This is a genomic window from Dokdonia sp. Asnod3-C12 (assembly GCF_045063975.1).
In the GTDB taxonomy this organism is placed as follows: domain Bacteria; phylum Bacteroidota; class Bacteroidia; order Flavobacteriales; family Flavobacteriaceae; genus Dokdonia.
This window is the reverse complement of sequence record NZ_JBEFNY010000003.1, coordinates 2255097-2278050: the sequence shown is the minus strand read 5'-3', so window position 1 is coordinate 2278050 and position 22954 is coordinate 2255097. Positions and strand designations below refer to the sequence as shown.

Genomic DNA, 22954 nt, shown 5'->3' with positions numbered 1-22954 from the left:
ATGAAAAAGTTTTTATTTATTATTCTATTATGTAGTTACGCTTTCGCGAAAGCGCAAACCACAGACCCTGCCCTATTAGTAAACATCCAAAAGGCATCTCAAGCAGAAATTGATGCTTTTAACATAGCTGATCTAGAAATAGGTATGCTCGTTTACAACACAGATATAAATCGAATATTTGAATATACCCCAACTGGGTTTCTAGCCATCCTAACACAAGCCGACGAAACAATAACGACACTTATTGACGATGGTAATAATGGCTTCACATATACCTCAGAAAATAGTACTGTAACTTCTTTTAGTATTAATGATGCTGATGCTGATGCTACAAATGAATTTCAAGATTTGAGCACAACAGTCACCATACCTAATGAAGAGGCACGTGTTAATATCACAGATGGCACAAACGCTACAATTAACATTCAGGATGCAGATGCTGATCCTTTAAATGAATTTCAAAATCTATCAAATGATGTAGTAACACCCAACCAAGAAGTTGAAATTCAAATATCTGATGGAACAAACACAACTATCAATATAGAGGATGCCGATGCAAACCCTTTAAATGAGACTAATACTGGTATTGCTTTTAATGGTACAGAATTGACAATTACCGACTCGGCTGGAAACCAAACAATAGACATTTCTAGCGTTAGCACAGATAATCAAGCTATTTCTTCAACAGTAACAACACCTTTAGAATTGGTTAATGTAGCTCTAGAAGATGGAGGTAGTGTAGATATCAATATCCAAGATGCAGATGCAGATGTAGAAAATGAATTACAAGATATCCAATTAACGGGTACAGAATTATCACTTACAACTCCAGCGACTCCTAGTAACCTAGTCGACCTTACTGATAAGATTACATTACCAATGTTATCAAATGGAACGACAACTAATGATGAAATTTATTGGAATGGCACTGATTGGGTCTATGGTACTCGTGTAGCTACCGTCAACGGAAGTAGCCCAGATGCATCTGGAAATGTAGCTGTTACAATAGGCAGCGTTTATACTGGAGACACGGTAGACCCCGCTTTAATTTCGGCAAATGAGGTGCCATCAGGCGCAGTAGAGGGAGATATTTATATTGTAAACAACTCAGCTACACCAGCAAGCGAAGTAGGAAAAACTTATGTTTATGATAATGACTCTACCACGTGGATATTAACAAACCCATTTAATGCAGTACTTTATGACCCCCGTTATGTAGAGGTTCAAGGCGATACAATGGTAGGTGATCTAAACATGAGCAATAACAGTGTTCTCAATATTGCTACTCCAGTAAATAGTGGTGACGCCGCAAACAAGGCCTATATAGACACCGTAGCTCTTATAGATAATGGTGATGGCTCTTTTAGCCTTTCTAATCCAGATGGAACTTTAGATATAGTAAACAAAGCAACCCTAACCGAAAATGTGGATGGAACATTCACATTTGATAATAATGACGGAGCACCAGTAACTATAGATATAATGAGTGCCGAAACACTTACAAGTATCGCTCTCAATGCTGATAATGCTAATATAGACTACATAGCCGAGGATGGTGCAACCACACAATTAGATCTCACTGCACTTGTACAGAACTTAGAAACTGTGACTACATTTGAGCAAGATGATACTACTACTGCTGTAAATCCAGCAGCAACAGGAGAAATCACATACACAGACGAGGATGGTGTTCCTTTTACGGCTCAAGTGGTAAGTGATGATACAAACAATCAAATTCAAGTAGGCACTAATGGTGGTGCTTATTTAGGACCGACTGTTTATACAGGAACGTTCATTATCTCAGCAGAAGGAACAGTAACGGTAACTGGAATTCCATTTGAGCCATCACAAGTAACTTTTGTTGCAAATGCAAATATTGAAAGTCTCAATATAGATACAGATAATGGCGTAGGTAACAATGATAGAGGTATTGACAATGCTTATGGAACGATGAATGGTTTTGCTCGCAATATAAATGGCTCTTTAGTACAACAAGCTATGTATTCTGGAGGTCACGGTAACTCTATAAACGATATTTCTCGCTATGCGAGTAGCAGCAATTGCATTGGTATACGCTATGGTGACCAGAATGGAAGTAGCCTTGGTAAAATAGAAGCCGCATTTGGAGCGTTTACAACTGATGGCTTTACACTAAATGTAAATTATACAGATGGTGTAATTACAGTAAACAGCGCAAATGCTCTGGTCGATATACAACCAGGAGATGTTAACAACGAAGCATTACTAGTCATTTTTACGGCATATAAATAAAGTATGAAACAAATATCCCTATATATTACAGCTTGCTTTTTTTTATTTTTTGCTTTCGCGAAAGCGCAAACATTAAATCCCCAGTTGCTATTGAAATTGAATGATGGCACAACAGCAGAAATAAACAATACGACTGGCGCTGAAGCCGGTGTTATGGCTTATGACAGTGACCAAAAGGTTGCAAAAATTTATGATGGCACTACATGGCAAGCAATGAGTACACCATCTAGAGGAAGTATAATCCTCAATAGAAATGGAGGGTCTGGAATACTTTCCACTGCTAATAACACTTACTTTGACATGCCTATTAATGCATCTCACATACAAGCAAACGAAGGAGGTTTATTTACTGTAATAGGTACTGGAGAGATTGAAGTTGCTCAAGATGGTCTTTACACATTATCTGCTTCATTGTCAAGCAGTAATATGCCTGCGGGTAATACTAAATATATTTTGGCAGCACGACGCAATGGAACTCTCATAGGGTATTTATCAAGAGGTTTTGTAACCTTACCCAGCAGAGATTATTGGGGAGCTTCTGGGACTATCTCATACGCACTCAATGCGGGAGATCGTATAAATTTTCAATATGTGATTAATGCTGGAGGATCTAGCCTCAATGCAGTATTCACAAACGCGTCAATAACGAAATTGTAATACAATGAAAAATATATTAATAATAATCATGGCTTGTTGTGGTTTCGCTTTCGCGAAAGCGCAAGAGACCGCACATAATTTTGGCAATGTTCAGATTCATCAAAGTGGATCAATAGGCTTTCATGGTGATCTTGTGAATGACGGAGACTTTGATAATAATTTAGGTCTAGCAGGTTTTTACAATCAAGACGAAGAACTATTTATTTTAGGTAACAACAAGCCTATTTTCTTCAATATGGAGGTAGATGTTCCAGAAGACCTCAACTTTGAGGTGTCTGTGGGTGTTACAAACTTTTTAGATTTTATAAACGGGAGAATCACAACCCCACGAGAAGACTTAGGAATTAATCTTGATTTTACTAATGATGCAATTTACTTAGGAGAAAGTGATGACAACCATGTGGACGGTTATGTAACAAATCAAGGTAATCTAGAGTTTGACTTCCCTATAGGTGATGATTTTAAAATACGCCAACTCACAGTAGTTCCTCTAGATCCTGCTGGTGACTTGTATCAGGCAGCATATTTCTTTGAAGATCCTAATACTCCAAGTACTCTTTCTGGATCTTTTGACAGGGATTCTTTTCAAAACACATTATCTATTATTGACCCTAATGAATATTGGGATTTAAATGGCACACTGCCAGTACAAGCTAGACTTACTTGGGATGAAGAAACACAAGTACCGGTACTTGCAGATGGCATAGAGTCTCTGAGAGTCGTGGGTTACTCTGAAGTTCTAAATAGGTGGGTTGACTTAGGAAATACACAGATTACAGGAAATGAAACTAATGGTCAGATTACATCTGACATCTTTGAACCAAATGGTTTTTCTGCGCTTACGCTCGGGTCTGTTTTGAGAGGAGGCAGCTCCATAAATGTTTATACCTTCTTCTCCCCTAATGGTGATGGCATCAATGAAACTTTTGTCATAGAAGGATTAGCTACCAGTCCAGATAATGAACTATTCATTTTTAACAGATGGGGTGTAGAAGTTTTCTCGATGAAAAACTACGACAACTCTTTTGATGGAACCTCACAGGGAAGGGTGACTGTGTCTCAAGACGACAAACTGCCAGTAGGAACTTACTTTTATGTGCTCAAACTTAAAGATCAAAAGGATCTAGCAGGTGCATTTTACATAAATCGCTAAATATTTCCCAAAAACGAACTTTGTTAGGCTGCTTTACTCTTTATTTATATTTTTAAATAAAAAAGTGATGACCATACAGCATAAAGAAAGAGAAGACAGAGGTGTCTTTTATATAAAAGGTGAAAATGGTATTATATCAGAATTAACCTATTCTAAAGATGATAACTCTATCATCACCATAGACCACACAGAGACTAAAATCCCACAGGAAGGTCAAGGCTTTGCTTCAAAGCTTATGGCTCACGCTGTAGCATTTGCAAGAGAAAATAATCTTAAGATTAATCCGCTATGTCCTTTTGCAGAGGTTCAATTTGATCGTAACCCAGAATTTAAAGACGTTCTAGCGTAATGACTACCATTCTGGAAACAGAACGTTTATATTTAAGAGCATTTATCTATGAAGATGCTAGGCATCTTTATGAAATGAATAACAATCCAGATGTTATTAAATACACCGGAGATAGCGCGTTCAAAAATCTAAAAGAAGCTCAGGATTTCATAAGTGAATATATTGGGTTGCGCACTATTAAAACAACCAAAGATTCATCAAAAGAATCTTTGGCGAGATATGCTGTCATTAGAAAAGAAGATAACGCATTTTTAGGATGGTGTGGGCTTAAACTACATAAAGATAAAGGAGCAGTAGATATAGGGTTTCGGTTTTATAAGCAATACTGGAAACAAGGATATGCTACAGAAAGTACCAGAGGTTGTATAGCTTACGCTTTTTTAAATCTACAATTACCATTTATAATTGCTCACGCACATGTTGATAATCTACAATCTCGCAAGGTTTTAGAGAAGTGTAGTATGAATGAAATAGAAAAGATTAATTACGACAATAATCCTTCAATCTTGTATCGTCTAGATAATGAAGATTACTCACTTCGGGAAATTGACGCTCAAGATACGTGGCCAGTAAGACATCCTGTTTTACGAGCTGGAAGACCCCTTGAAGATGTATATATGGAGGCAGATGAAAAAGCTACTACTTTTCACCTAGGTATGTACCACCATAACAAAATTGTTGGTGTAGCCAGTTTTATGGGAGATACTTACGAGGAATTTACAGGCGTCCAAACACGTTTACGAGGAATGGCTGTATTACCAGAATATCGCAATAAAGGAATAGCCGCACAAATACTTAATAAGGGTGAAGAAATCTTAAAGGAAAGAAAACGCAACATCTTATGGTTTAACGCTCGTACGGTGGCACTAGACTTTTATAAAAACCTAGGTTATACAATGATAGGAGAAGAATTTGATATTCCGCAAGTAGGCCCACATGTTAGAATGAAAAAAGACTTAATATGAACAGACGCACATTTTCAAAATTAACATTGCTAGGAGCCGTTGCTGCTTCCCTCCCACTTCACGCAACGACGTCATTTTTTCAAGGTATTTCTGAAGATGAATTACTTGGCAAAGGTGCTCCGCTTCTTACTAAGACCTCAGCATACAGACTTCGACCGGAAGCTGCAGTTGCTTATGAAGAGATGAAAAGTGCAGCGCTTCTGGAAGGAATCAAATTCCAAGTAGTATCTAGTTATAGAGACTATAACCACCAAAATAGAATCTGGGAACGCAAATACAAACGCTTTCGCGAAAGCGGACTCAACCCTACTGCGGCAATTGAAAAAATAATTGAATACTCCACCATCCCTGGAACTTCAAGACATCACTGGGGTACAGATATAGATATTGTAGACGGCACTCCAAAAGTATCTGGAGGACTACTCGTACCATCTAAATTTCATGGTAATGGGCCCTTCTGCAAGTTTAAAGAATGGATGGATAATAATGCAAATACTTACGGATTTTACTTAGTCTACACAGATGACCAAAATCGTAAGGGTTTTAACTACGAGCCTTGGCATTACAGCTTTAAAAGCTTATCACTAGATTACCTCAACAAGTATCAAGAACTTGATATCAAAAGCAAATTAGAATCAGCTAAATTATTAGGAAGTGAGGATTTTACAGAGGCATTTATAGATCGCTATCTTCGAGATAATGTAAAGGATATTAATCCAGCCTTACGCTCTTAAAGCAACTGGATTTCTTTGCGTTCTAGTAGCGCTTCTTTAAAGTCAGAACGGCTGGCTAAGGCTTTACCTATCCATTGCTCTGCCTTACTTTTATCTCCTTTATGCTTATAAATCTGCGCTAGACGCAAATAAGCCCAGTCTTTTGGCACTCCGTCTTTGGCTGTATAATTATCAATATATTTATGTAAACAAGATATTCCTTGATCTAGGCCTATACCGTATTGACCAGCGATTTTTCCAAACTGATAATGCAATCTATTATCTTCTTCATGCTTAGTTTGAGCAGCCTTTACCGTAGCTAGTGCCTCTTCCGGCTTATTGTTTTTTTCGTAATGTTCTTGTAATTTCTGGTAACAAGTTACAGAACCACCTACTTGAACTGCCTTTCTGTAATTTACCTCTGCGTCATTAGGGCGATCATTATACTCTGCAATATATCCATGAGCTAGATACCCATCTACTGGTGATATGCTTGCAAGCTGATCTGCATATTTCATGGCTTTATCTTCACTTCCACCTATGATACTTGGTAACTGAATATAAAACTCAATAAGCGCCCATCTGGCTTCTATATGTTTTGGGTCTAATGTAGCTGCAGTTTCAAAAGCTTCCTTGATATCGCCTATCATCGTCGCCGCTCTCAGCTTATTTACTGCTAGCGCTTTCATACCCATCACACCACCATATTTATAATGATAGTTTGCGCTGTTAGGATATTGCTCTACAAGCTGCTCATAATATGATATTGCATCATTCCAATTTTCGGCGTAGCCTTCGATGTCGCCTAAGTATTCGATAGTTTTTGCATGAGTGGGATGCGTAGATAAGTATGTTTTGAAAAATGGTTTTGCTTGTTGATACTTTTCTTTCTTAAAAAGAGTTTCCGCTTTCGCGAAAGCGGTATCATTTTGTGCTACCACAAAAACAGGAAAACACAATAAGAGAATCCATTTTATCATTTTCAAATTTTTATCAAATATATACCAATATGATGCCAAAACTGATTTACTTCTGAGGTGGATATTTACTTAAAATTTTTTCGGCCAGCTTCTTAAAATGAGCTTCCTTTTTTTCAGGAGACGCTTTTACCTTTACATCGCTCTCACTCGTCGCCTCCCATAAGGTAGCTTGCGCATTTTGAGCTTCATAAATGGTAAAGACAAGCTGTAAGTGCCTTTCGGCTCCTCCTATAGGAATCCCACCACTTACGCCAACTCCCACATTACCCCCACCTCCACCAAGACCTACGCCTATGGTGTTTCTAGAGTTAGTCTCAAATTCGTCTGCTTTTATTTTGATGAAAATATCATTTTCCTGCGTTTTTACAAAACCTCGAGATTGCAATATACTATCTGTATATTTTAAGAATCTACGCTCGTCAAACTCTGATAAGCCTGATGGCTCAGAGAAGTCGTAATCGTAATTTTTATAACCAGCAATATCTTTCTTAGTATCGTAATCATAATCTACATACATCGTCCCGCAGCTAGTGAGCATTAATGAGGCGATAAGACATAAAAAAATCCGCATATCCTTTGTTTTGTATAAAGATAACAAAGGATTATGCAGATTGTTGTTATACTAGTTCTTAATTATTCTCTTAGTAAATATCCCTTGATCTGTATTTACTTTTAAAAGGTAAAGACCTGTAGATAATGAAGAAATATCAACATCTTTTGATGTAGTTTTTAAAACAACTTGCCCATATAGTGAGAAAAGTTCTATGTTTTTAATCTCTAAGGAATGTTCTGATTCAATTTTAAAATAATTAGAGCTTGGATTTGGAATTACCTGTATTGTTTTATTTGTGAACTTTTGTATCGAAAGTGGTTCCACAACAGTTGTGACAACAGTATTTGTAATGATAGGCTCATTGAAATCAAAATAAATATTTGCTGTGTTTTCTACTGAATCACCAATTATAAGATTATCATTAGTTTTAATCTCAAAAGCTATATATCCATTGCTACCTGGCTCATCAACTTCCTCTGGAGGCAGGTTGATATCTTCAAATATAAAAGCAATTTCATTCCCATTAGTTATCTCCACTCTATAGTCATGACTTGCATCTAAAACCCTAAAAGAACTCCAATCTAAATTTTCACTAAGAGTGTCTGTCACTACAACCTCAAGGGCATCTGCAGTTCCAGTATTTTGAAAACGAACAAGGTAATCGAGATAATCCCCCACTTGTTCCTCTAAAATTTCTGATCCCTGAACTACCGCTTTATCATTAGGATCATATGAATTCACAACAATCTCTTTAAGTGCTATAATGTTATTTCTAGTATTAACATCTTCATTAAGAGGTGTAATTTGAACTACTGAACTGAGCTCTTCTCCACCTTGTACTGTAGGCGGTACAAACAACTCAAAATTAACAACAAAAGTTCTACTCTCAAATGGAGCAAGGTTGGCGTATTCCCACTCTATGCTGTTTTCGTTAATTGATGTAGTAGACAGTGATGAATTTTGATAAAACATAATTTCATTATCAAATTCATATATAATATTCCCGGTCACGGGTAGTGTACCTAGGTTTTCATATTGAATTACATAGGAAGCTATTACTCCTGGTCTTGGATCTTGTAATGGTAACAGTGAAATACTCACATCAATTCTCTCATTTTCTGCGATAAGGCAGAAAAGAATTTCTTCATTCTCTCCCAAGTTTTCAAAAATAGTCTCAATTGTATCAGGTGAACCTATAAAATCATCGGGCAGTGAGGACTGAACCACTGATGAAGTATAAACTCCTGTAGGCACATTTAATTCATAATAACCATCTCTATCTGTGATTGAGGTGTATGTATCTATTCCATTAGTTGTGCTGATTATGATATTACTCGCATCATAATCAGAAGTATCACAACCATCATTGTTAAAATCAAAAGCTAAAGTACCTGAAATTGTATTGAAATAAACTTCACAAGCATCTTGTATCTCCTCAATAGAATTACAGCCCTCGCTGTTATTGTTAATTGTCGCAACTCCACCACTATTGAGATAATTACAAATGGCTAGGTTACTGCAAATTTCTAATATGTTGTTATCCGTAATTTGCAGCGTGTTAAGAGAGGTTGTCATCATGCTACCTAAAGCAGCTATATCTGTAAGTAGAGGATTTGCTGTGATTACAATTTGTTCTGTACCTGAAGTCAAATTATTTAATCCTTGAAGACTTTCTAACACCTCATTCTCACTAATAATTACACCCGACTCTACTATCGTAAGACCATCAAATCCGTTTAAATTGATAAGCATCTCATTTGATATTATACTTATAATTGCTGCTGAATTAATATTTGACAAAGCATTAATATCACTAAGCTGGCTCGTACCGTAAATATCAATTTCTAATATGGATGACTGTGCATTTGGAAATCCATTTAAAGAGGTTAACCCTGTAGCCGCAATTATCCCTAAAATATCAATACGTTGAATATTATCAAACCCTAAAAGATTCGTTAAAGATGCGTTTCCATATAAACTTAAATGTTCAACAATAAGTTCAGATGAAAATGTTGCAAGTGAAGTCAATTGTTCATTTTGATTAATTTCAAATAAGTCTACACTTACAAGTTCTTCCAAGCCACTAAGATTTTCTAGCAAAGGATTTCCAGAAATAACCAATCCATTTTCTACACTTGTAATTACATTAAGCGGTGTTAAATCAACGATATCATTACCTTCTATAACTAATCCGTTAAGTATCCCATTAGGGCAATTTAAATATAGCGTAGGGAAATTATCAACCTCTTCTTGACTACTTAAAACTATTGGAAAGTCACAAGGTCTACAAAGCATATCGACCTCTTCAACCGAATTACATCCCTCATCATTGTTTGCAATAATAGCCTGACTTCCATTTGCGATATAGGAGCAAACAAAATCTGCCGTACAAGTACTTAATATATCGTTGTCTGTAATATTTAAATCATCTATTCCCGAACTCAAATCAACTCCATTCAATCCTTCAAGATTGATTAAGCTATCGTTATTGACAATAGAAATACCCACAAATACATTTTGCAAAGAAGACAAACCACTTATGTTTTCTAATAAAGTATTGTTTGAAATTGTCAAATAATGAATAGTTTCAAAACTAGGCAAGTTAACAGTTGTAAGATTTGGATTGTTATTGAGTGTGAGATCCATTCCTTCATTATAATTGTCTAATCCAGATAAAGAAGTTAAATTCTCATTATCTGATAGTATCAAACTAAAAACAAAACTGACATGCTCTAAACCTATTAAGTTTTCTAACGCATCATTATTTACTATATAGACTTCTCCTATAGACGAAAAATCAACACTTTGCAATCCCTCTAATGAATTTAGAGATGAATTGTTCTCAACCTTCACAAACGTATTTATATCAGACACTGCATTAACAAGATTACTTAATCCTTCTATTGATGTCAACTCTGGATTATTTGATATGATAAGTTCTTCACCAGAGTATGATACAAGATTTTCAAGTCCCTGAAGATTTTCTAAAACCGTATTGTTTTGTATAATGATATTTCCAAGAACCTCAGAAATATTAGATAATGGAGTTAAGTCTGTAATATCACTTCCTTCTATAACTAGTCCGCTGATTATTGAACAATCAGGATAATTAATGGATATAGCGTTTACATCATCTTGAGAGTTTAAGATAAGATCCCCAGAAGGACAGGCAACACAGTTTTCTTCTACTTCTTCTATACTATTACAGCCAGGAGCATTATTATAAATATCCAAAAATGCGTTGGTCGTATTGCCTATTAAGTTACACAGCCAAAAAGAACTACACTCTGACAAGTTTGGGTTATTAAATAATGAAAAATCAGATATCAAATTCTGATCAATTCCATTTAACGCATTTATATTTACAAGTTGATTGTTATTAATAATATCAAAAGATAAAAAGTTATTATAACCACTTTCGATTCCGTCTAGACCATCAAGGGAAGTAAGTACGGGATTATCAAGTATAACAATCATACCCGCTACACTTATTCCCGAAAGAGCACTTATGTTCTGTAAAGCATTATTATTACTTACCTCAAGAATATCAATAAACCCATAAGCACCATCCAATCCTTGTAGACTTGTTAATGAATTGTTATGGGATATTGAGAATTGACCAGCACCTGTAATCTGAGCATTACTGAGCCCACTAATTGAAATTAATGATGCATTATACACGATATTAAATAGCGGAGCATCTATTATTTCTGAGATACCTACAAGTCCATTGAGATTTTCTAAAACGGCATTATGAGCAACTGTAAATTCAGAGGTGATGATTGAAGCATTTGCAAGGCCATCAATCTGACTAAGAGATGCATTAAATGATATATCAAAAGACAATCCATCTACAGTAGTTAAACCAGATAATCCATCTAAATTTTGTAGAGCTGGATTGTTAGAAATACGAAAATGAGTACCTACTACACTTTCTAAATTCTGTAACCCATCAAGGCTTTCTAAGTTGTCATTATTAATTATAGAAAGACTTTCTACAGCTGTTAAGTTTTGTAATCCCGCTAGATTAGTAATATCTAGTCCATTTATTTGTAACTCTTGAAAAATCTCCGTGCAATTAGGATATTCCACAAGAAAAGAGTCTACATCTTCTTGTGAAAGTAGTTGTATAAACCCACTAGATGGACATTGAGCAATTAAGGGTAATATTAAAAAAGAAAGTAAAAAGGTGAGTAATAGTCGTTTCATAAAAAATGGTTTCTTCCGCCGAAAATAGTTAAATAACTATTATTGACGTAAGAAACCACTTATAAATAAATAACTAAATGACTAATTATCACGCTTTCGCGAAAGCGAAAATCTACTCATTCATCATTTTCCACAATGCATCTTTAAGCTCTACAAGACCTTGTTGTGCAATAGAAGAAATAAACAAGTACGGTATTGGAAGTTCTCTATCTAGTTCTTCTGAGACTTCTGCTTTTAGTTCTTCATCGAGCATATCACTTTTTGTGATTGCAATGAGTCTACTTTTATCTAGTAATTCTGGATTGTACTTTTGAAGCTCGTTAAGAAGTATTTCATACTGCTCTGCAATACTATCTGCATCTGCAGGAATCATAAACAGTAGTGTAGAGTTACGTTCTATGTGACGTAAGAAACGATGTCCTAATCCTCTACCCTCAGCAGCTCCTTCTATAATTCCAGGAATATCTGCCATTACAAAAGATCTAAAATCCCTATAAGCTACAATACCTAAGTTAGGCTTAAGTGTAGTAAACTCATAGTTGGCAATTTTAGGCTTTGCCGCTGTAATTGCCGCTAGCAAAGTAGATTTACCTACGTTTGGAAATCCTACGAGACCTACATCTGCAAGTACTTTAAGCTCTAAAGTAAGGTGTACTTCATAACCATCTATACCTGGCTGTGAGTGCCTAGGAGTTTGGTTTGTACTCGTCTTAAAGTGCCAGTTACCACGACCTCCCATACCACCTCGAGCGGCAATAAATTCTTGACCATCTTCTGTGATTTCAAAAATCACCTGATCGGTCTCTGTGTCTTTTATAGTAGTCCCTAGTGGCACTTCTATATATTCATCTACACCATCATGACCTGTAGATCTTGACTTTGCACCGTTTCCTCCGTGACCAGCACGCAAGTGTTTTTTAAACTTTAAATGTATAAGCGTCCATAGGTTAGTATTTCCTCTTATAATAATGTGGCCTCCACGACCTCCATCTCCTCCATCTGGACCACCCTTCTCAATAAACTTCTCACGGTGTAAATGCGCAGAACCAGAACCTCCATTTCCAGAGGTGGTGTGAATCTTTACATAGTCTACAAAATTTCCTTCAGTCATCTTTCAGCTAGCCTTTTATTTCTTTAATTGTATATTAAGTACACTAGTACTATTTATAAGGTGTCAATCACCTTACTTAATCTGTCTGTAATCTCACTTACAGTACCTACGCCGTCAACACCATGGTACTTATCTTGCTTCTCATAAAATCCTTTTAAAATAGCAGTCTCTGCATAATACACTTTTATGCGGTTGCGTATTACAGCCTCATCTGCGTCATCTGCACGACCAGAAGTCTTACCACGTTCTAGTAAACGTTGCACAAGTACTTCATCATCTACCTCAAGAGCTACCATACCAGAAACTCCAGTATTCTTACTAGCTAGTAATACTGCTAGCGCTTCTGCCTGAGCTTCTGTACGAGGAAAACCATCAAAAATAAATCCTTTGGCATCAGCATTTTTCTCTACCTCTGCGTTGAGCATTTTTATAGTTACGCTATCTGGGACAAGCTGTCCTTTATCAATATATGACTTTGCTAGTGTTCCTAGCTCTGTAGCATTTTTGATATTATATCTAAAAACATCACCAGTACTTATATGTACTAGGTTATACTTTTCTTTTAAAACTTCGGCTTGTGTTCCTTTACCGGCACCTGGAGGGCCAAATAAAACCAGATTAGTCATCGTAGATTCTTTAAGTTTATAAATGGATGTAAGATTACGTCCCAGACCATTATAGTCTAGACCATATCCTACTACAAAATCATTCGGTACTTCTAGCCCTATATAATCTATTTTATAAGGCTTTTTATAAGCGTCTGGCTTATAAAGTAGCGTTGCTATCGTAAAGGAAGCAACCTCTTCGTCTTTAAGTATTTTTATTATCGTCTCTACAGTATTCCCAGAGTCTACTATATCTTCTACTACAATCACATCGCGTCCTTTAAGTGATGGCTCTGCTCCCATTACGGTATGAATTTCATCACTTTGTTGCGTTCCTTCATAACTCGCTACCTTGATAAAGCTCAATTCACAATCATGATCAAACTTTTTAATAAGCTCTGAGCTAAAGAGAAATGCGCCGTTAAGCACCGTAAGAAAGACAGGGCATTTACCCTTGTAATCATCATTAAGACGCACAGCTACACCATTTACGGCATGTTGCACATTTGTTTTTGTAATAAATTTCTCAAAAGAGAGGTCGTGTAGTGTGATGGTATTTTTCATAATAACAAAGGGCAAAGATACCAAGAGGAAATGACAATTTACTCAAACCCAAAACCCAAATCTCAAAAGGACTTTTTTCAACCACTTCTCAAACTCCATCCTAAGGAAATTTGTACTTTTGAAAACAGTAATTAGATGCTATAAAAAATCGAGCTTTGGTGGTTAGCCTGCTGTGTTTTATCAAAGAAATAACTTTTAATTAGATCTCATAGGTCTGCACATAAAACCCCTTGAAAGGGATTTAATATTATGAAAAACTACTTCTCTTCACAGTTTAAACTTGGAATTTTAGGCGGTGGCCAGCTCGGCAAGATGATGCTTTATGACACTAGAAAGTATGATATTCAGACATATGTGCTTGACCCTAGTGATGATGCTCCTAGCAAGATTGCTTGTGATCATTTTGAGCAAGGAAGTCTTATGGATTATGATACGGTAGTCGCTTTTGGCAAAAAAGTAGATGTACTTACTTTTGAGATAGAAAGTGTAAATATAGAGGCCCTTGAAGCACTAGAAAAAGAGGGGGTGAAAGTGTTTCCGCAACCATCTGTGTTGCGCAACATACAAGATAAGGGAGTGCAGAAAGATTTTTATGCACAACATGAAATTCCAACAGCGGTGTATACAACGTACGCTTTCGCGAAAGCGGTAAAGGAAAACATAGACACAGCATCAAGTGATATCGAGTTTCCATTTATCTGGAAATCATGCACAGGAGGATATGATGGAAAAGGAGTCTCTGTCGTAAGAACCGCCGAAGATTTAGACCACCTACCTCAAGTACCATGCATCGCCGAAAAAATGATTCCATTTAAAAATGAGCTTGCAGTAATTGTAGCTCGTAGTGTATCTGGCGAAGTAAAGACGTACCCTGTGGTTGAGATGGAATTTCACCCAGAAGCAAACCAAGTTGAGTATGTAATTTGCCCAGCTCGTATAGATGAGAATGTTGCAAATAAAGCTCGTGCAATAGCAGAACAGGTTTCAAACGCATTTGGCCACGTAGGTCTGCTTGCTGTTGAGATGTTTCAAACAGAAGATGATGAGATTCTTGTAAATGAAGTTGCTCCTAGACCTCACAATAGCGGTCATTACAGCATAGAGGGAAGTTTTACAAATCAGTTTGAGCAACATCTTAGAGCTATTTTAGACTTACCACTAGGTAATACAGATAGTAAAGTAGCATCTGTAATGGTAAATCTAGTAGGTGATGAGGGACATACAGGCGCAGTAAAATATAAGAACATAGAACAAATTATGGCAATGGATGGTGTAACACCACACATTTATGGCAAGAAGGAAACAAGACCTTTCCGTAAGATGGGACACGTTACCATTGTAAATCACAATCTTGCAAAGGCAAGACAAGTAGCACAAGAGGTTAAAGAAAACATACGTGTAATTGCACAATAAAAAAATTAGATATTATGAAAGTAGGAATCATAATGGGAAGCACTAGCGACCTGCCAGTAATGCAAGAAGCTATAGACTTCTTAAAAGAGATGAATATTGATACAGAGGTAGACATTGTGAGCGCACACCGCACACCAGAGAAGCTTTTTGATTACGGTAAAAATGCTCATACTCGCGGTATTAATGTAATTATTGCAGGAGCTGGAGGTGCTGCACACTTACCTGGAATGGTAGCTTCACTATCACCACTACCAGTAATAGGTGTTCCTGTAAAATCTCGTAACTCTATAGATGGATGGGATTCTGTTCTTTCTATATTACAAATGCCAGGAGGTGTACCAGTTGCAACCGTAGCCCTAGATGGAGCAAAAAATGCAGGTATTCTTGCTGCTCAGATTCTAGGAGCTAGAGATGGTGCAGTACAAGATAAAATTATAGCCTATAAAGAAGGGCTTAAGCAGAAGGTTATAGAAGGTGCAAAAAGCATAAAATAGAAGAGACCACCTAAAAGGTGGTCTCTAACAATGCAGTATACTGGGAAATGATAACGTATTTATTAACCATTCTAAATATTAACCAAACCTTTTCTACACATTGATGGGGGAAATATCGTTTTAAACTAAAGTGAAAGTACTCTAGTTTTTTTCTACGTAAACAAACTTAAAAAATTCATTCTATTTACCGACAACATCACTGCTTTTTTCGATAAAGTACATGTTTTCAAAAAATTACAAAAATAAAAGTCCATGTCGCTTACAAACAATCCGCTATTACAAGCTTTTAATGAAGCTCCTTTTTCTACAATTAAAGACGAGCATTTTAAGCCAGCCTTTGAAGAAGCAATACGTTTAAGTCGTAAAGAAATAGACGATATCGCTACCAGCGACGAGCCTGCTACTTTTACAAATACCATCGCAGCCTTAGACTACGCAGGACAGCAACTAGATCGTATTTCGAGCGTCTTTTTTAACTTAAATAGCGCCGAAACCTCAGAATCTATTCAGAAAATAGCACAAGAAGTTTCTCCACTGCTCACAGCTTTTAGTAATGACGTTACTCTCAACGAGCAGTTATTTGCTAGAATTCAAGATATATACGCTCAAAAGGACAGTTTAGACCTTACCGTAGAAGAAAAAACACTTCTCGATAAAAAATACAAGAGTTTCTCTCGCAACGGAGCCAACTTACCAGAGGATAAAAAATCCCGCTTACGCGAAATTGACACTGCGCTAGCACAATTAAAACTGAGTTTTGGCGAAAACATTTTAGCCGAAACAAACAGCTACGAGCTACATATCACCGATGAAAAAGATCTAGCAGGAATACCTGATAGTGCAAAAGAAGCATTTGCTGCCGAGGCAGTCTCTAGAGAAAAAGATGGATGGGTAGTAACTCTTGATTACCCTAGCTACATTCCTTTTATGAAGTATGCAGATAATCGCGAGCTACGTAAAGAGCTATCGCTTGCCTTTGGGAGTAGAGCATTTAAAAACAACGAGCTCGATAATCAAAAGAATACCTTAGAGATTGTAAACCTGCGCTATGAACGCGCCCAATTACTCGGGTATGCTACACACGCCCATTTTGTATTAGAAGAGCGCATGGCAAAAACGCCAGAAAAAGTAATAAGCTTCTTAAACGAATTGCTAGAAAAAGCAAAACCTGCTGCCCAGAAAGAATTTGGACAACTAGAGAAATTTGCAAAAGAACTTGATAACATTGACCAATTACAAAAGTGGGATGGTGCTTATTATTCTGAGAAGCTTAAGAAAAAACTTTTTAGCCTTGACGATGAGCAACTCAAACCTTATTTCAAGTTAGAAAATGTTATTGACGGAGTTTTTGAAGTGGCTACGCGCCTCTTTGGACTTCAGTTTGAACAAGTATATGATGTAGATGTTTATCACAAAGAAGTAAAAACGTATCGTGTTACAGATGCAGATGGCAACTATGTATCTCTATTTTATGCAGATTTCCACCCACGTAAAGGAAAACGTGGTGGTGCATGGATGACTTCTTTTAAAGGTCAGAAAATTGAGAATGGTGTAAATGATCGTCCGCATATATCTAATGTATGCAACTTCACTCCTTCTACACCTAGCAAACCATCTTTACTCACATTTAATGAAGTAACTACACTCTTTCACGAGTTTGGACACGGGCTACACGGTATGCTTGCAAATACTACCTACCCTAGCCTCTCCGGGACTTCTGTGTACTGGGACTTTGTAGAGTTACCTAGCCAAGTGCTGGAGAACTGGTGTTATGAGAAAGAAGCTTTAGAGCTTTTTGCTACGCACTATGAGACTGGTGAAGTAATCCCAATGGATTTAGTTCAAAAAATAAAAGATGCCGCTACCTTCCAAGAAGGAATGGGAACACTGCGCCAACTAAGCTTTGGCTTACTCGATATGTCTTGGCATGGTCAAGATCCGAGTGAGATTAAGGATGTAAAAGCGTTTGAAACAATTGCATTTGGAGATACTTCTTTATATCCTGACACTCCAGAGACGTGTATGAGTACAGCATTTGCACACATCTTTCAAGGAGGATATTCTTCTGGATATTACAGCTACAAATGGGCAGAAGTACTAGATGCAGATGCGTTTGAATACTTTAAAGAAGAAGGTATTTTTAATAAAGAAGTGGCAGCTAAGTTTAAGGATCACGTACTCTCAAAAGGAGGAACAGAAGACCCTATGACATTGTATAAACGTTTCCGTGGTCAAGAGCCTAAACCAGAAGCATTACTACGACGTGCAGGACTTATTTAAGTTCAACCATTAATCAGATTACAAAAGGAGCTCATTATATGGGCTCCTTTTTATTTTTCTCCTCAATCCACTTAGACATAAACTTGGTGCTACGCATCGAGTGATGCAGTAACATCTGCCCTGTGAAATTATTAAGTCGGCTGGCTTTTAGATTAGCCTTAATGGTATTGATTCGCGTTATGAAATCTTCTTCGAAGTCTTCTTTTTGAAAATTTTTATTGATGATTTCTTTTCCTTGCTCTTGCGCTTTTTTCCAAGCTATCTCATCACTATATAGGGTAATCGCCTCTCTTGCAAAAGTCGCATCATCATCAGTTATCGCACCACTCCACGGCAAGCCTTGTTGCATTCCCTCTGCCCCTATTGTTGTAGTTACAGATGGAGTTCCACACTGCATGGCATCGATAAATTTTCCTTTTAAACCTGCCCCAAAACGTAGCGGAGCGAGTAATACGCGTGCATTGGCTATCACTTCATGCGCATCTTCTGCTCTTCCTTTTACAATAAAACCATCCTTCTTGTTATGCAGTTGCATCACTTTTTCTGACGGATAAGCTCCATAGATATGTAACTCTGCTGTGGGAATTTCTTTTTTAATAAGTGGCCAAATATTCTTTTTGAGCGCTAGCGTAGCATCCCAGTTAGGGAGATGTATAAAATTACCTATCGCAATAAAATGTTGTCGCTCATTAAAAGACTTAAAATTGGCTGGTGCTTTTGGTAATAAAAAAGGCACATAATGTAAGAGTGAGCTAGGTACTTTAAAAAAGTCTTGCAACAATGCAATCTCTACTTGAGAAATCATTAAGGTGAGATCACATCTATAAATGGAGGCAATTTCCCTTTTGGCTACATCAGAGATAAGATCTTGTTCGCTGAAATCTCTATCCTCTTTTACTGCCTGCTGCCGTGCTTTTCTCAGACAGTGCAAATCTTCGGTGTCTAGTATTTTTATAGCTTCTGGACATTGCTCTCCGATGCGCCAGCCAAACTGCTCCTCGGCCATAAATCGATCAAAAAGGACAATGTTGGGTTGGTACGCTTTCGCGAAAGCGTTAAAAGATTCATCATTTACACGTATCTCTTGGGTAGCAATACCGAGCGTTTCTAAATCAAAAGCATTTTCTGAAACTCCCGCCGTACTAGCATAAGTAATCTTCCAACCCTTTGCTAGCATTATATCTAATAACTGCAACATCCTGCTCCCCGCTGCTGAAGATGTAGGCTCAACCCATACTGTAGAGATTACTAATACGTTCATAAAATCAAAAATACAGATAAGAATATTGCTTTGATTAAAAATAATCTTTCATTTATTTTTGAAACTACAATAACATTCGTATATTTGATTCATGGAATTTAGTCAAGCAAAAAATAAGTTTATACAAACCTGGGGAGCTCTAGGATCTCAATGGGGAATTAATAAAACCATGGCGCAAATCCATGCGTTATTAATGGTGTCACCAGAAGCACTTAGCATGGAAGATATCATGAGTGAGCTTCATATCTCACGTGGTAATGCAAGTATGAATTTACGATCATTAATAGACTGGGGTATTATTTTTAAAGAATACAAAGCCGGCGAGCGAAGAGAATACTTTGTTGCCGAAGGAAATATAGATGAACTTGCCAGAAAGATTGCAAAGGAGCGCAGCAAGCGAGAAATCAAACCTACACTACGTGTTTTAGAAGAAGTGACAAACTTAGAAAACACAGACACCAATGAAGCCGCTCACTTTAAAGCAAAAACAGCCGAGCTCTATGAATTTGTCTCAAGAGCCGACAGCATGCTTGAAAAAATCACCGATTATAAAGAGAACTGGATTACTAAGACCATATTGAAGTTGATGAAGTAATACTTCTCAAACTCAACATAACTAAGCACTGAAATATGTGCTTTTTATTGAACAAAATGTTTCATTATTTTCTGAAAGTATAATAATTAAATATCCTCAAATGATTGCATTTTTCTTAATTCTAATTTTTGGATTGTCACCTATTATAATTGGCATTTATCAACTAATCCAATTTGTCCAATATCTACGCTCTTGGAGTGATATAAAACCAAATCTAAAAATATACTTCTTAGTCTATGGAATTCTCATAACGCTCCTTATACTTTATTTCTTCATTCAATACTACTATAAAGTTCAGTCTAGTTATTTCTTAATTCTAATACCCAGCGGATTTATTTTAGGTATTTACTTTTTCTTTTTATCGGACGCTCAGCAAGATTATGATAATCAAACCAATAAATAATTATGAAAACCATCTACAAAATCAACAAAGTCATTGTAATCATTAATTTGATTCTAGCCCTAACCATATATTTAGGCATGCTGTTTTTACCTATTACTGGTATAGTGCAATTAGCTTCTTTTGTTTACTTTTTATGTCATTGGAAAAATATCAATCCTACATTAAAAAATCATTTTATTGGCTATGGAATATCAGTGCTTATTACGCTATCCATCTTAATTTGTATGAACTTTTTTAAATCTTCGAGTTTCTTCATTTGGATGCCAATGATTAGTGGAATTTGCCTTGCTATTTACTTTCTACTTCTATCTAAATGGCAAATGGAGTATACAGACACTCACCACAAACCTCAACAAGTTTAATACTACGTCATCATGAAAAAATTAATCATATCAGGCGGGAGCGGCTTTTTAGGATCGCTCTTAACTGATTATTTTGGGAATAGCTTTGGTGAGATTGTTTTGCTTTCGCGAAAGCAAAAACCACAACACAACAACGTGAGAACGGTTCTTTGGGATGCAAAAACATTCTCTGGCTGGGAGCGAGAATTTGAAGACGCAGATGTAGTTGTTAATATGGCTGGGCGCTCAGTAGACTGTCGCTATAACCAGAAAAACAAAGACCTCATCATGAACTCGCGTGTAGACACTACCACCATTATAGGTAAGGCAATTGCACAATGCAAAAACCCTCCTTCTGTATGGCTTAACTCATCTACAGCGACCATATATCGTCACTCGCTAGATAAGGAAATGACCGAAAGCAATGGAGAAATAGGTACTGGGTTTTCGGTAAGTGTGGCAAAAGCATGGGAAGATGCATTCTTCACAAGCACGACGCCTCAAACCCGAAAGATTGCGTTGCGCACATCAATCGTGCTTGGCAAAAATGGCGGAGCCTTGCAACCCATTAAAAAAATCACCCAACTAGGACTAGGAGGAAAACAAGGTGATGGGAAGCAGAAATTCAGTTGGATTCATGAAGAAGACTTTTTACGTAGTCTTGACTTTCTCATAACCAACACAGCTATAGACGGACCAATTAATATAGTGGCACCTAAGCCCACCACAAATGCACATCTTATGTCATTGATGCGTGATACGCTTAAAATTCCTTTTGGTATACCTTCTCCTAAACCACTGCTAAAAGTGGGAGCTTTTATGATAAGAACAGAAACCGAATTATTACTTAAAAGCAGGAATGTAATCCCAGAGCGATTACTAGAAGAAGGCTTTACATTTAAGTATGAGCAACTAGATAAGGCTCTTAAGGATTTATTAGCATGACCACGATACGGCTCACGACTCACATAGATGCTCCTATAGAATATGTCTTTGATAGATCACGTGATATTGACTTCCATAAAAACACTGCCTCCAAAACACAAGAAAGAACCATCGCTGGAGTACAGAGTGGCTATATCTCCATGGGAGAAACAGTAACATGGAAGGGTAAACACTTTGGATTATGGCTTACGCATGAAAGTCTTATCACTGCTTTTGAGGCTCCTAAATACTTTGTAGACGAAATGATTACAGGTAATTTTAAAAACTTTAAACATGAGCATTACTTTACCCAAACTGGAAATACAACCATAATGAAAGATGCTCTTTCTTATAAAGTTCCTTATGGTTTTATAGGTGTAATTTTTGATAATCTATTTTTAAAAAGCTATCTCACACGCTTTTTAAAAACACGTAATGCTGCAATAAAAGTTAGTTTTCACTAGGTTTCTAAGTAGCGTATCTCGACTTGATTATTCTAAAAACCAACATTCTATTGAGTTTTATGTTATTTTTGAAAAAATCTACGACAGATAATTATGTCCACTAACCAAATAGACCCCACAAAATGGGTAGACCAGTACTCGGACTACTTATTTAATTATACCATCGCACGTGTAAACGATCGTGACATGGCAAGAGACTTAATTTCTGAGACTTTTCTCGCAGGGCTTAAATCTATGAAAAACTTTAAAGGAGAGGCTACAGAACGTACGTGGCTCATTTCCATTTTAAAGCGTAAAATCATAGATCATTACCGCAAGACTAATTCTAAGAAAGGAAAGGCAGAAGTACATATAAACTATAAAGATGACGAGAGCGAAGGTGACTGGCTTGAGGAGCGCGTAGCAGATCCATTTGATAAAACTGCAGAAGACAGTATAGAAAATGAAGAACTAGGCGAAGCTATTTTTAATTGCTTAGCAAAACTTCCAGAGAAGCAAGCTAAGATTTTCAAAATGAAAACAATGGATGATTTTGATACAGAAGCTATCTGTAATGAATTTGATATTACTCCGTCTAACTTTTGGGTTATAATCCACAGAGCTCGTACCGCAATGGCAAGCTGTATGGAGAAAAACTGGCTGTAACTAT

At 36.8% G+C, this 22954-nt stretch carries 20 protein-coding genes; 14 read left to right on the top strand and 6 right to left on the bottom strand.

Annotated features, from left to right (window positions below; genetic code table 11):
* From ACJJVW_RS10325 to ACJJVW_RS10300, 6 genes are all read left to right on the top strand, one after another.
* Complete coding sequence (locus ACJJVW_RS10325) at positions 1-2271, top strand: hypothetical protein (RefSeq protein ID WP_405251725.1); 2271 nt, start codon at positions 1-3, stop codon at positions 2269-2271.
* Positions 2272-2274: 3 nt separating this feature from the next.
* Positions 2275-2928: a hypothetical protein gene (locus ACJJVW_RS10320; RefSeq protein ID WP_298326796.1), complete on the top strand. Its 654-nt coding sequence runs from the start codon at positions 2275-2277 to the stop codon at positions 2926-2928.
* Positions 2929-2932: 4 nt separating this feature from the next.
* A complete protein-coding gene (locus ACJJVW_RS10315) occupies positions 2933-4081 on the top strand; it encodes a gliding motility-associated C-terminal domain-containing protein (protein WP_405251723.1) in 1149 nt (382 codons plus the stop codon).
* A gap of 67 nt (positions 4082-4148) precedes the next feature.
* The gene (locus ACJJVW_RS10310) at positions 4149-4430 is read left to right on the top strand and encodes a GNAT family N-acetyltransferase (RefSeq protein WP_298326970.1); all 282 of its coding nucleotides are present in this window, start codon (positions 4149-4151) and stop codon (positions 4428-4430) included.
* Entirely contained in the window at positions 4430-5395 is a 966-nt protein-coding gene (locus ACJJVW_RS10305) for a GNAT family N-acetyltransferase (protein ID WP_405251721.1), read from the top strand. Before ACJJVW_RS10310 ends, ACJJVW_RS10305 begins: the two co-directional genes overlap by 1 nt.
* Positions 5392-6129 carry a M15 family metallopeptidase gene (locus ACJJVW_RS10300; protein WP_405251719.1) on the top strand — a complete coding sequence of 246 codons (738 nt, stop codon included), beginning with the start codon at positions 5392-5394 and terminating at the stop codon, positions 6127-6129. Before ACJJVW_RS10305 ends, ACJJVW_RS10300 begins: the two co-directional genes overlap by 4 nt.
* Here the strand turns inward: ACJJVW_RS10300 and ACJJVW_RS10295 are convergent.
* The 5 genes from ACJJVW_RS10295 to ACJJVW_RS10275 form a co-directional block, all read right to left on the bottom strand.
* On the bottom strand, positions 6126-7088 hold the full coding sequence (locus ACJJVW_RS10295) for a tetratricopeptide repeat protein (RefSeq protein ID WP_405251717.1): 963 nt from the start codon (positions 7086-7088) through the stop codon (positions 6126-6128). The genes ACJJVW_RS10300 and ACJJVW_RS10295 overlap by 4 nt on opposite strands.
* A 46-nt stretch (positions 7089-7134) precedes the next feature.
* On the bottom strand, positions 7135-7659 hold the full coding sequence (locus tag ACJJVW_RS10290; protein WP_405226788.1) for a DUF4136 domain-containing protein: 525 nt from the start codon (positions 7657-7659) through the stop codon (positions 7135-7137).
* 51 nt (positions 7660-7710) lie between these two features.
* Positions 7711-11850 (bottom strand): T9SS type A sorting domain-containing protein, encoded by a 4140-nt coding sequence (locus tag ACJJVW_RS10285; RefSeq protein ID WP_405251715.1) that lies wholly within the window; start codon positions 11848-11850, stop codon positions 7711-7713.
* Between the two features lie 112 nt (positions 11851-11962).
* Positions 11963-12961 (bottom strand): GTPase ObgE, encoded by a 999-nt coding sequence (obgE, locus tag ACJJVW_RS10280; protein WP_298326815.1) that lies wholly within the window; start codon positions 12959-12961, stop codon positions 11963-11965.
* Between the two features lie 53 nt (positions 12962-13014).
* The gene (locus ACJJVW_RS10275) at positions 13015-14130 is read right to left on the bottom strand and encodes an adenylate kinase (protein ID WP_405251713.1); all 1116 of its coding nucleotides are present in this window, start codon (positions 14128-14130) and stop codon (positions 13015-13017) included.
* Between the two features lie 249 nt (positions 14131-14379).
* Between ACJJVW_RS10275 and purK the strand changes: the two genes are divergently transcribed.
* The 3 genes from purK to ACJJVW_RS10260 all read left to right on the top strand — a co-directional run bounded on the left by purK (position 14380) and on the right by ACJJVW_RS10260 (position 18317).
* Positions 14380-15543 (top strand): 5-(carboxyamino)imidazole ribonucleotide synthase, encoded by a 1164-nt coding sequence (purK, locus tag ACJJVW_RS10270; RefSeq protein WP_405251711.1) that lies wholly within the window; start codon positions 14380-14382, stop codon positions 15541-15543.
* An 11-nt stretch (positions 15544-15554) separates the two neighbouring features.
* Complete coding sequence (gene purE, locus ACJJVW_RS10265) at positions 15555-16037, top strand: 5-(carboxyamino)imidazole ribonucleotide mutase (RefSeq protein WP_298326973.1); 483 nt, start codon at positions 15555-15557, stop codon at positions 16035-16037.
* A gap of 252 nt (positions 16038-16289) precedes the next feature.
* Entirely contained in the window at positions 16290-18317 is a 2028-nt protein-coding gene (locus ACJJVW_RS10260; RefSeq protein ID WP_405251709.1) for a M3 family metallopeptidase, read from the top strand.
* Between the two features lie 34 nt (positions 18318-18351).
* Here ACJJVW_RS10260 and ACJJVW_RS10255 read toward each other — a convergent pair whose 3' ends face one another.
* Positions 18352-19578 (bottom strand): glycosyltransferase family 4 protein, encoded by a 1227-nt coding sequence (locus ACJJVW_RS10255; RefSeq protein ID WP_405251707.1) that lies wholly within the window; start codon positions 19576-19578, stop codon positions 18352-18354.
* Positions 19579-19669: 91 nt separating this feature from the next.
* On the opposite strand from ACJJVW_RS10255, the gene ACJJVW_RS10250 reads away from it, so the two are divergent.
* The 5 genes from ACJJVW_RS10250 (at position 19670) to ACJJVW_RS10230 (ending at position 22950) form a co-directional block, all read left to right on the top strand.
* A complete protein-coding gene (locus tag ACJJVW_RS10250) occupies positions 19670-20173 on the top strand; it encodes a GbsR/MarR family transcriptional regulator (RefSeq protein WP_298326832.1) in 504 nt (167 codons plus the stop codon).
* A gap of 405 nt (positions 20174-20578) precedes the next feature.
* Entirely contained in the window at positions 20579-20938 is a 360-nt protein-coding gene (locus ACJJVW_RS10245; protein WP_405251705.1) for a hypothetical protein, read from the top strand.
* Positions 20939-20950: 12 nt separating this feature from the next.
* Complete coding sequence (locus tag ACJJVW_RS10240) at positions 20951-21862, top strand: TIGR01777 family oxidoreductase (RefSeq protein WP_405251703.1); 912 nt, start codon at positions 20951-20953, stop codon at positions 21860-21862.
* The gene (locus tag ACJJVW_RS10235) at positions 21859-22305 is read left to right on the top strand and encodes a cell division protein (protein WP_405251701.1); all 447 of its coding nucleotides are present in this window, start codon (positions 21859-21861) and stop codon (positions 22303-22305) included. The genes ACJJVW_RS10240 and ACJJVW_RS10235 overlap by 4 nt, the downstream gene beginning before the upstream one ends.
* A 93-nt stretch (positions 22306-22398) precedes the next feature.
* Entirely contained in the window at positions 22399-22950 is a 552-nt protein-coding gene (locus tag ACJJVW_RS10230) for a sigma-70 family RNA polymerase sigma factor (RefSeq protein WP_405251699.1), read from the top strand.
* Positions 22951-22954: the final 4 nt, after the last annotated feature.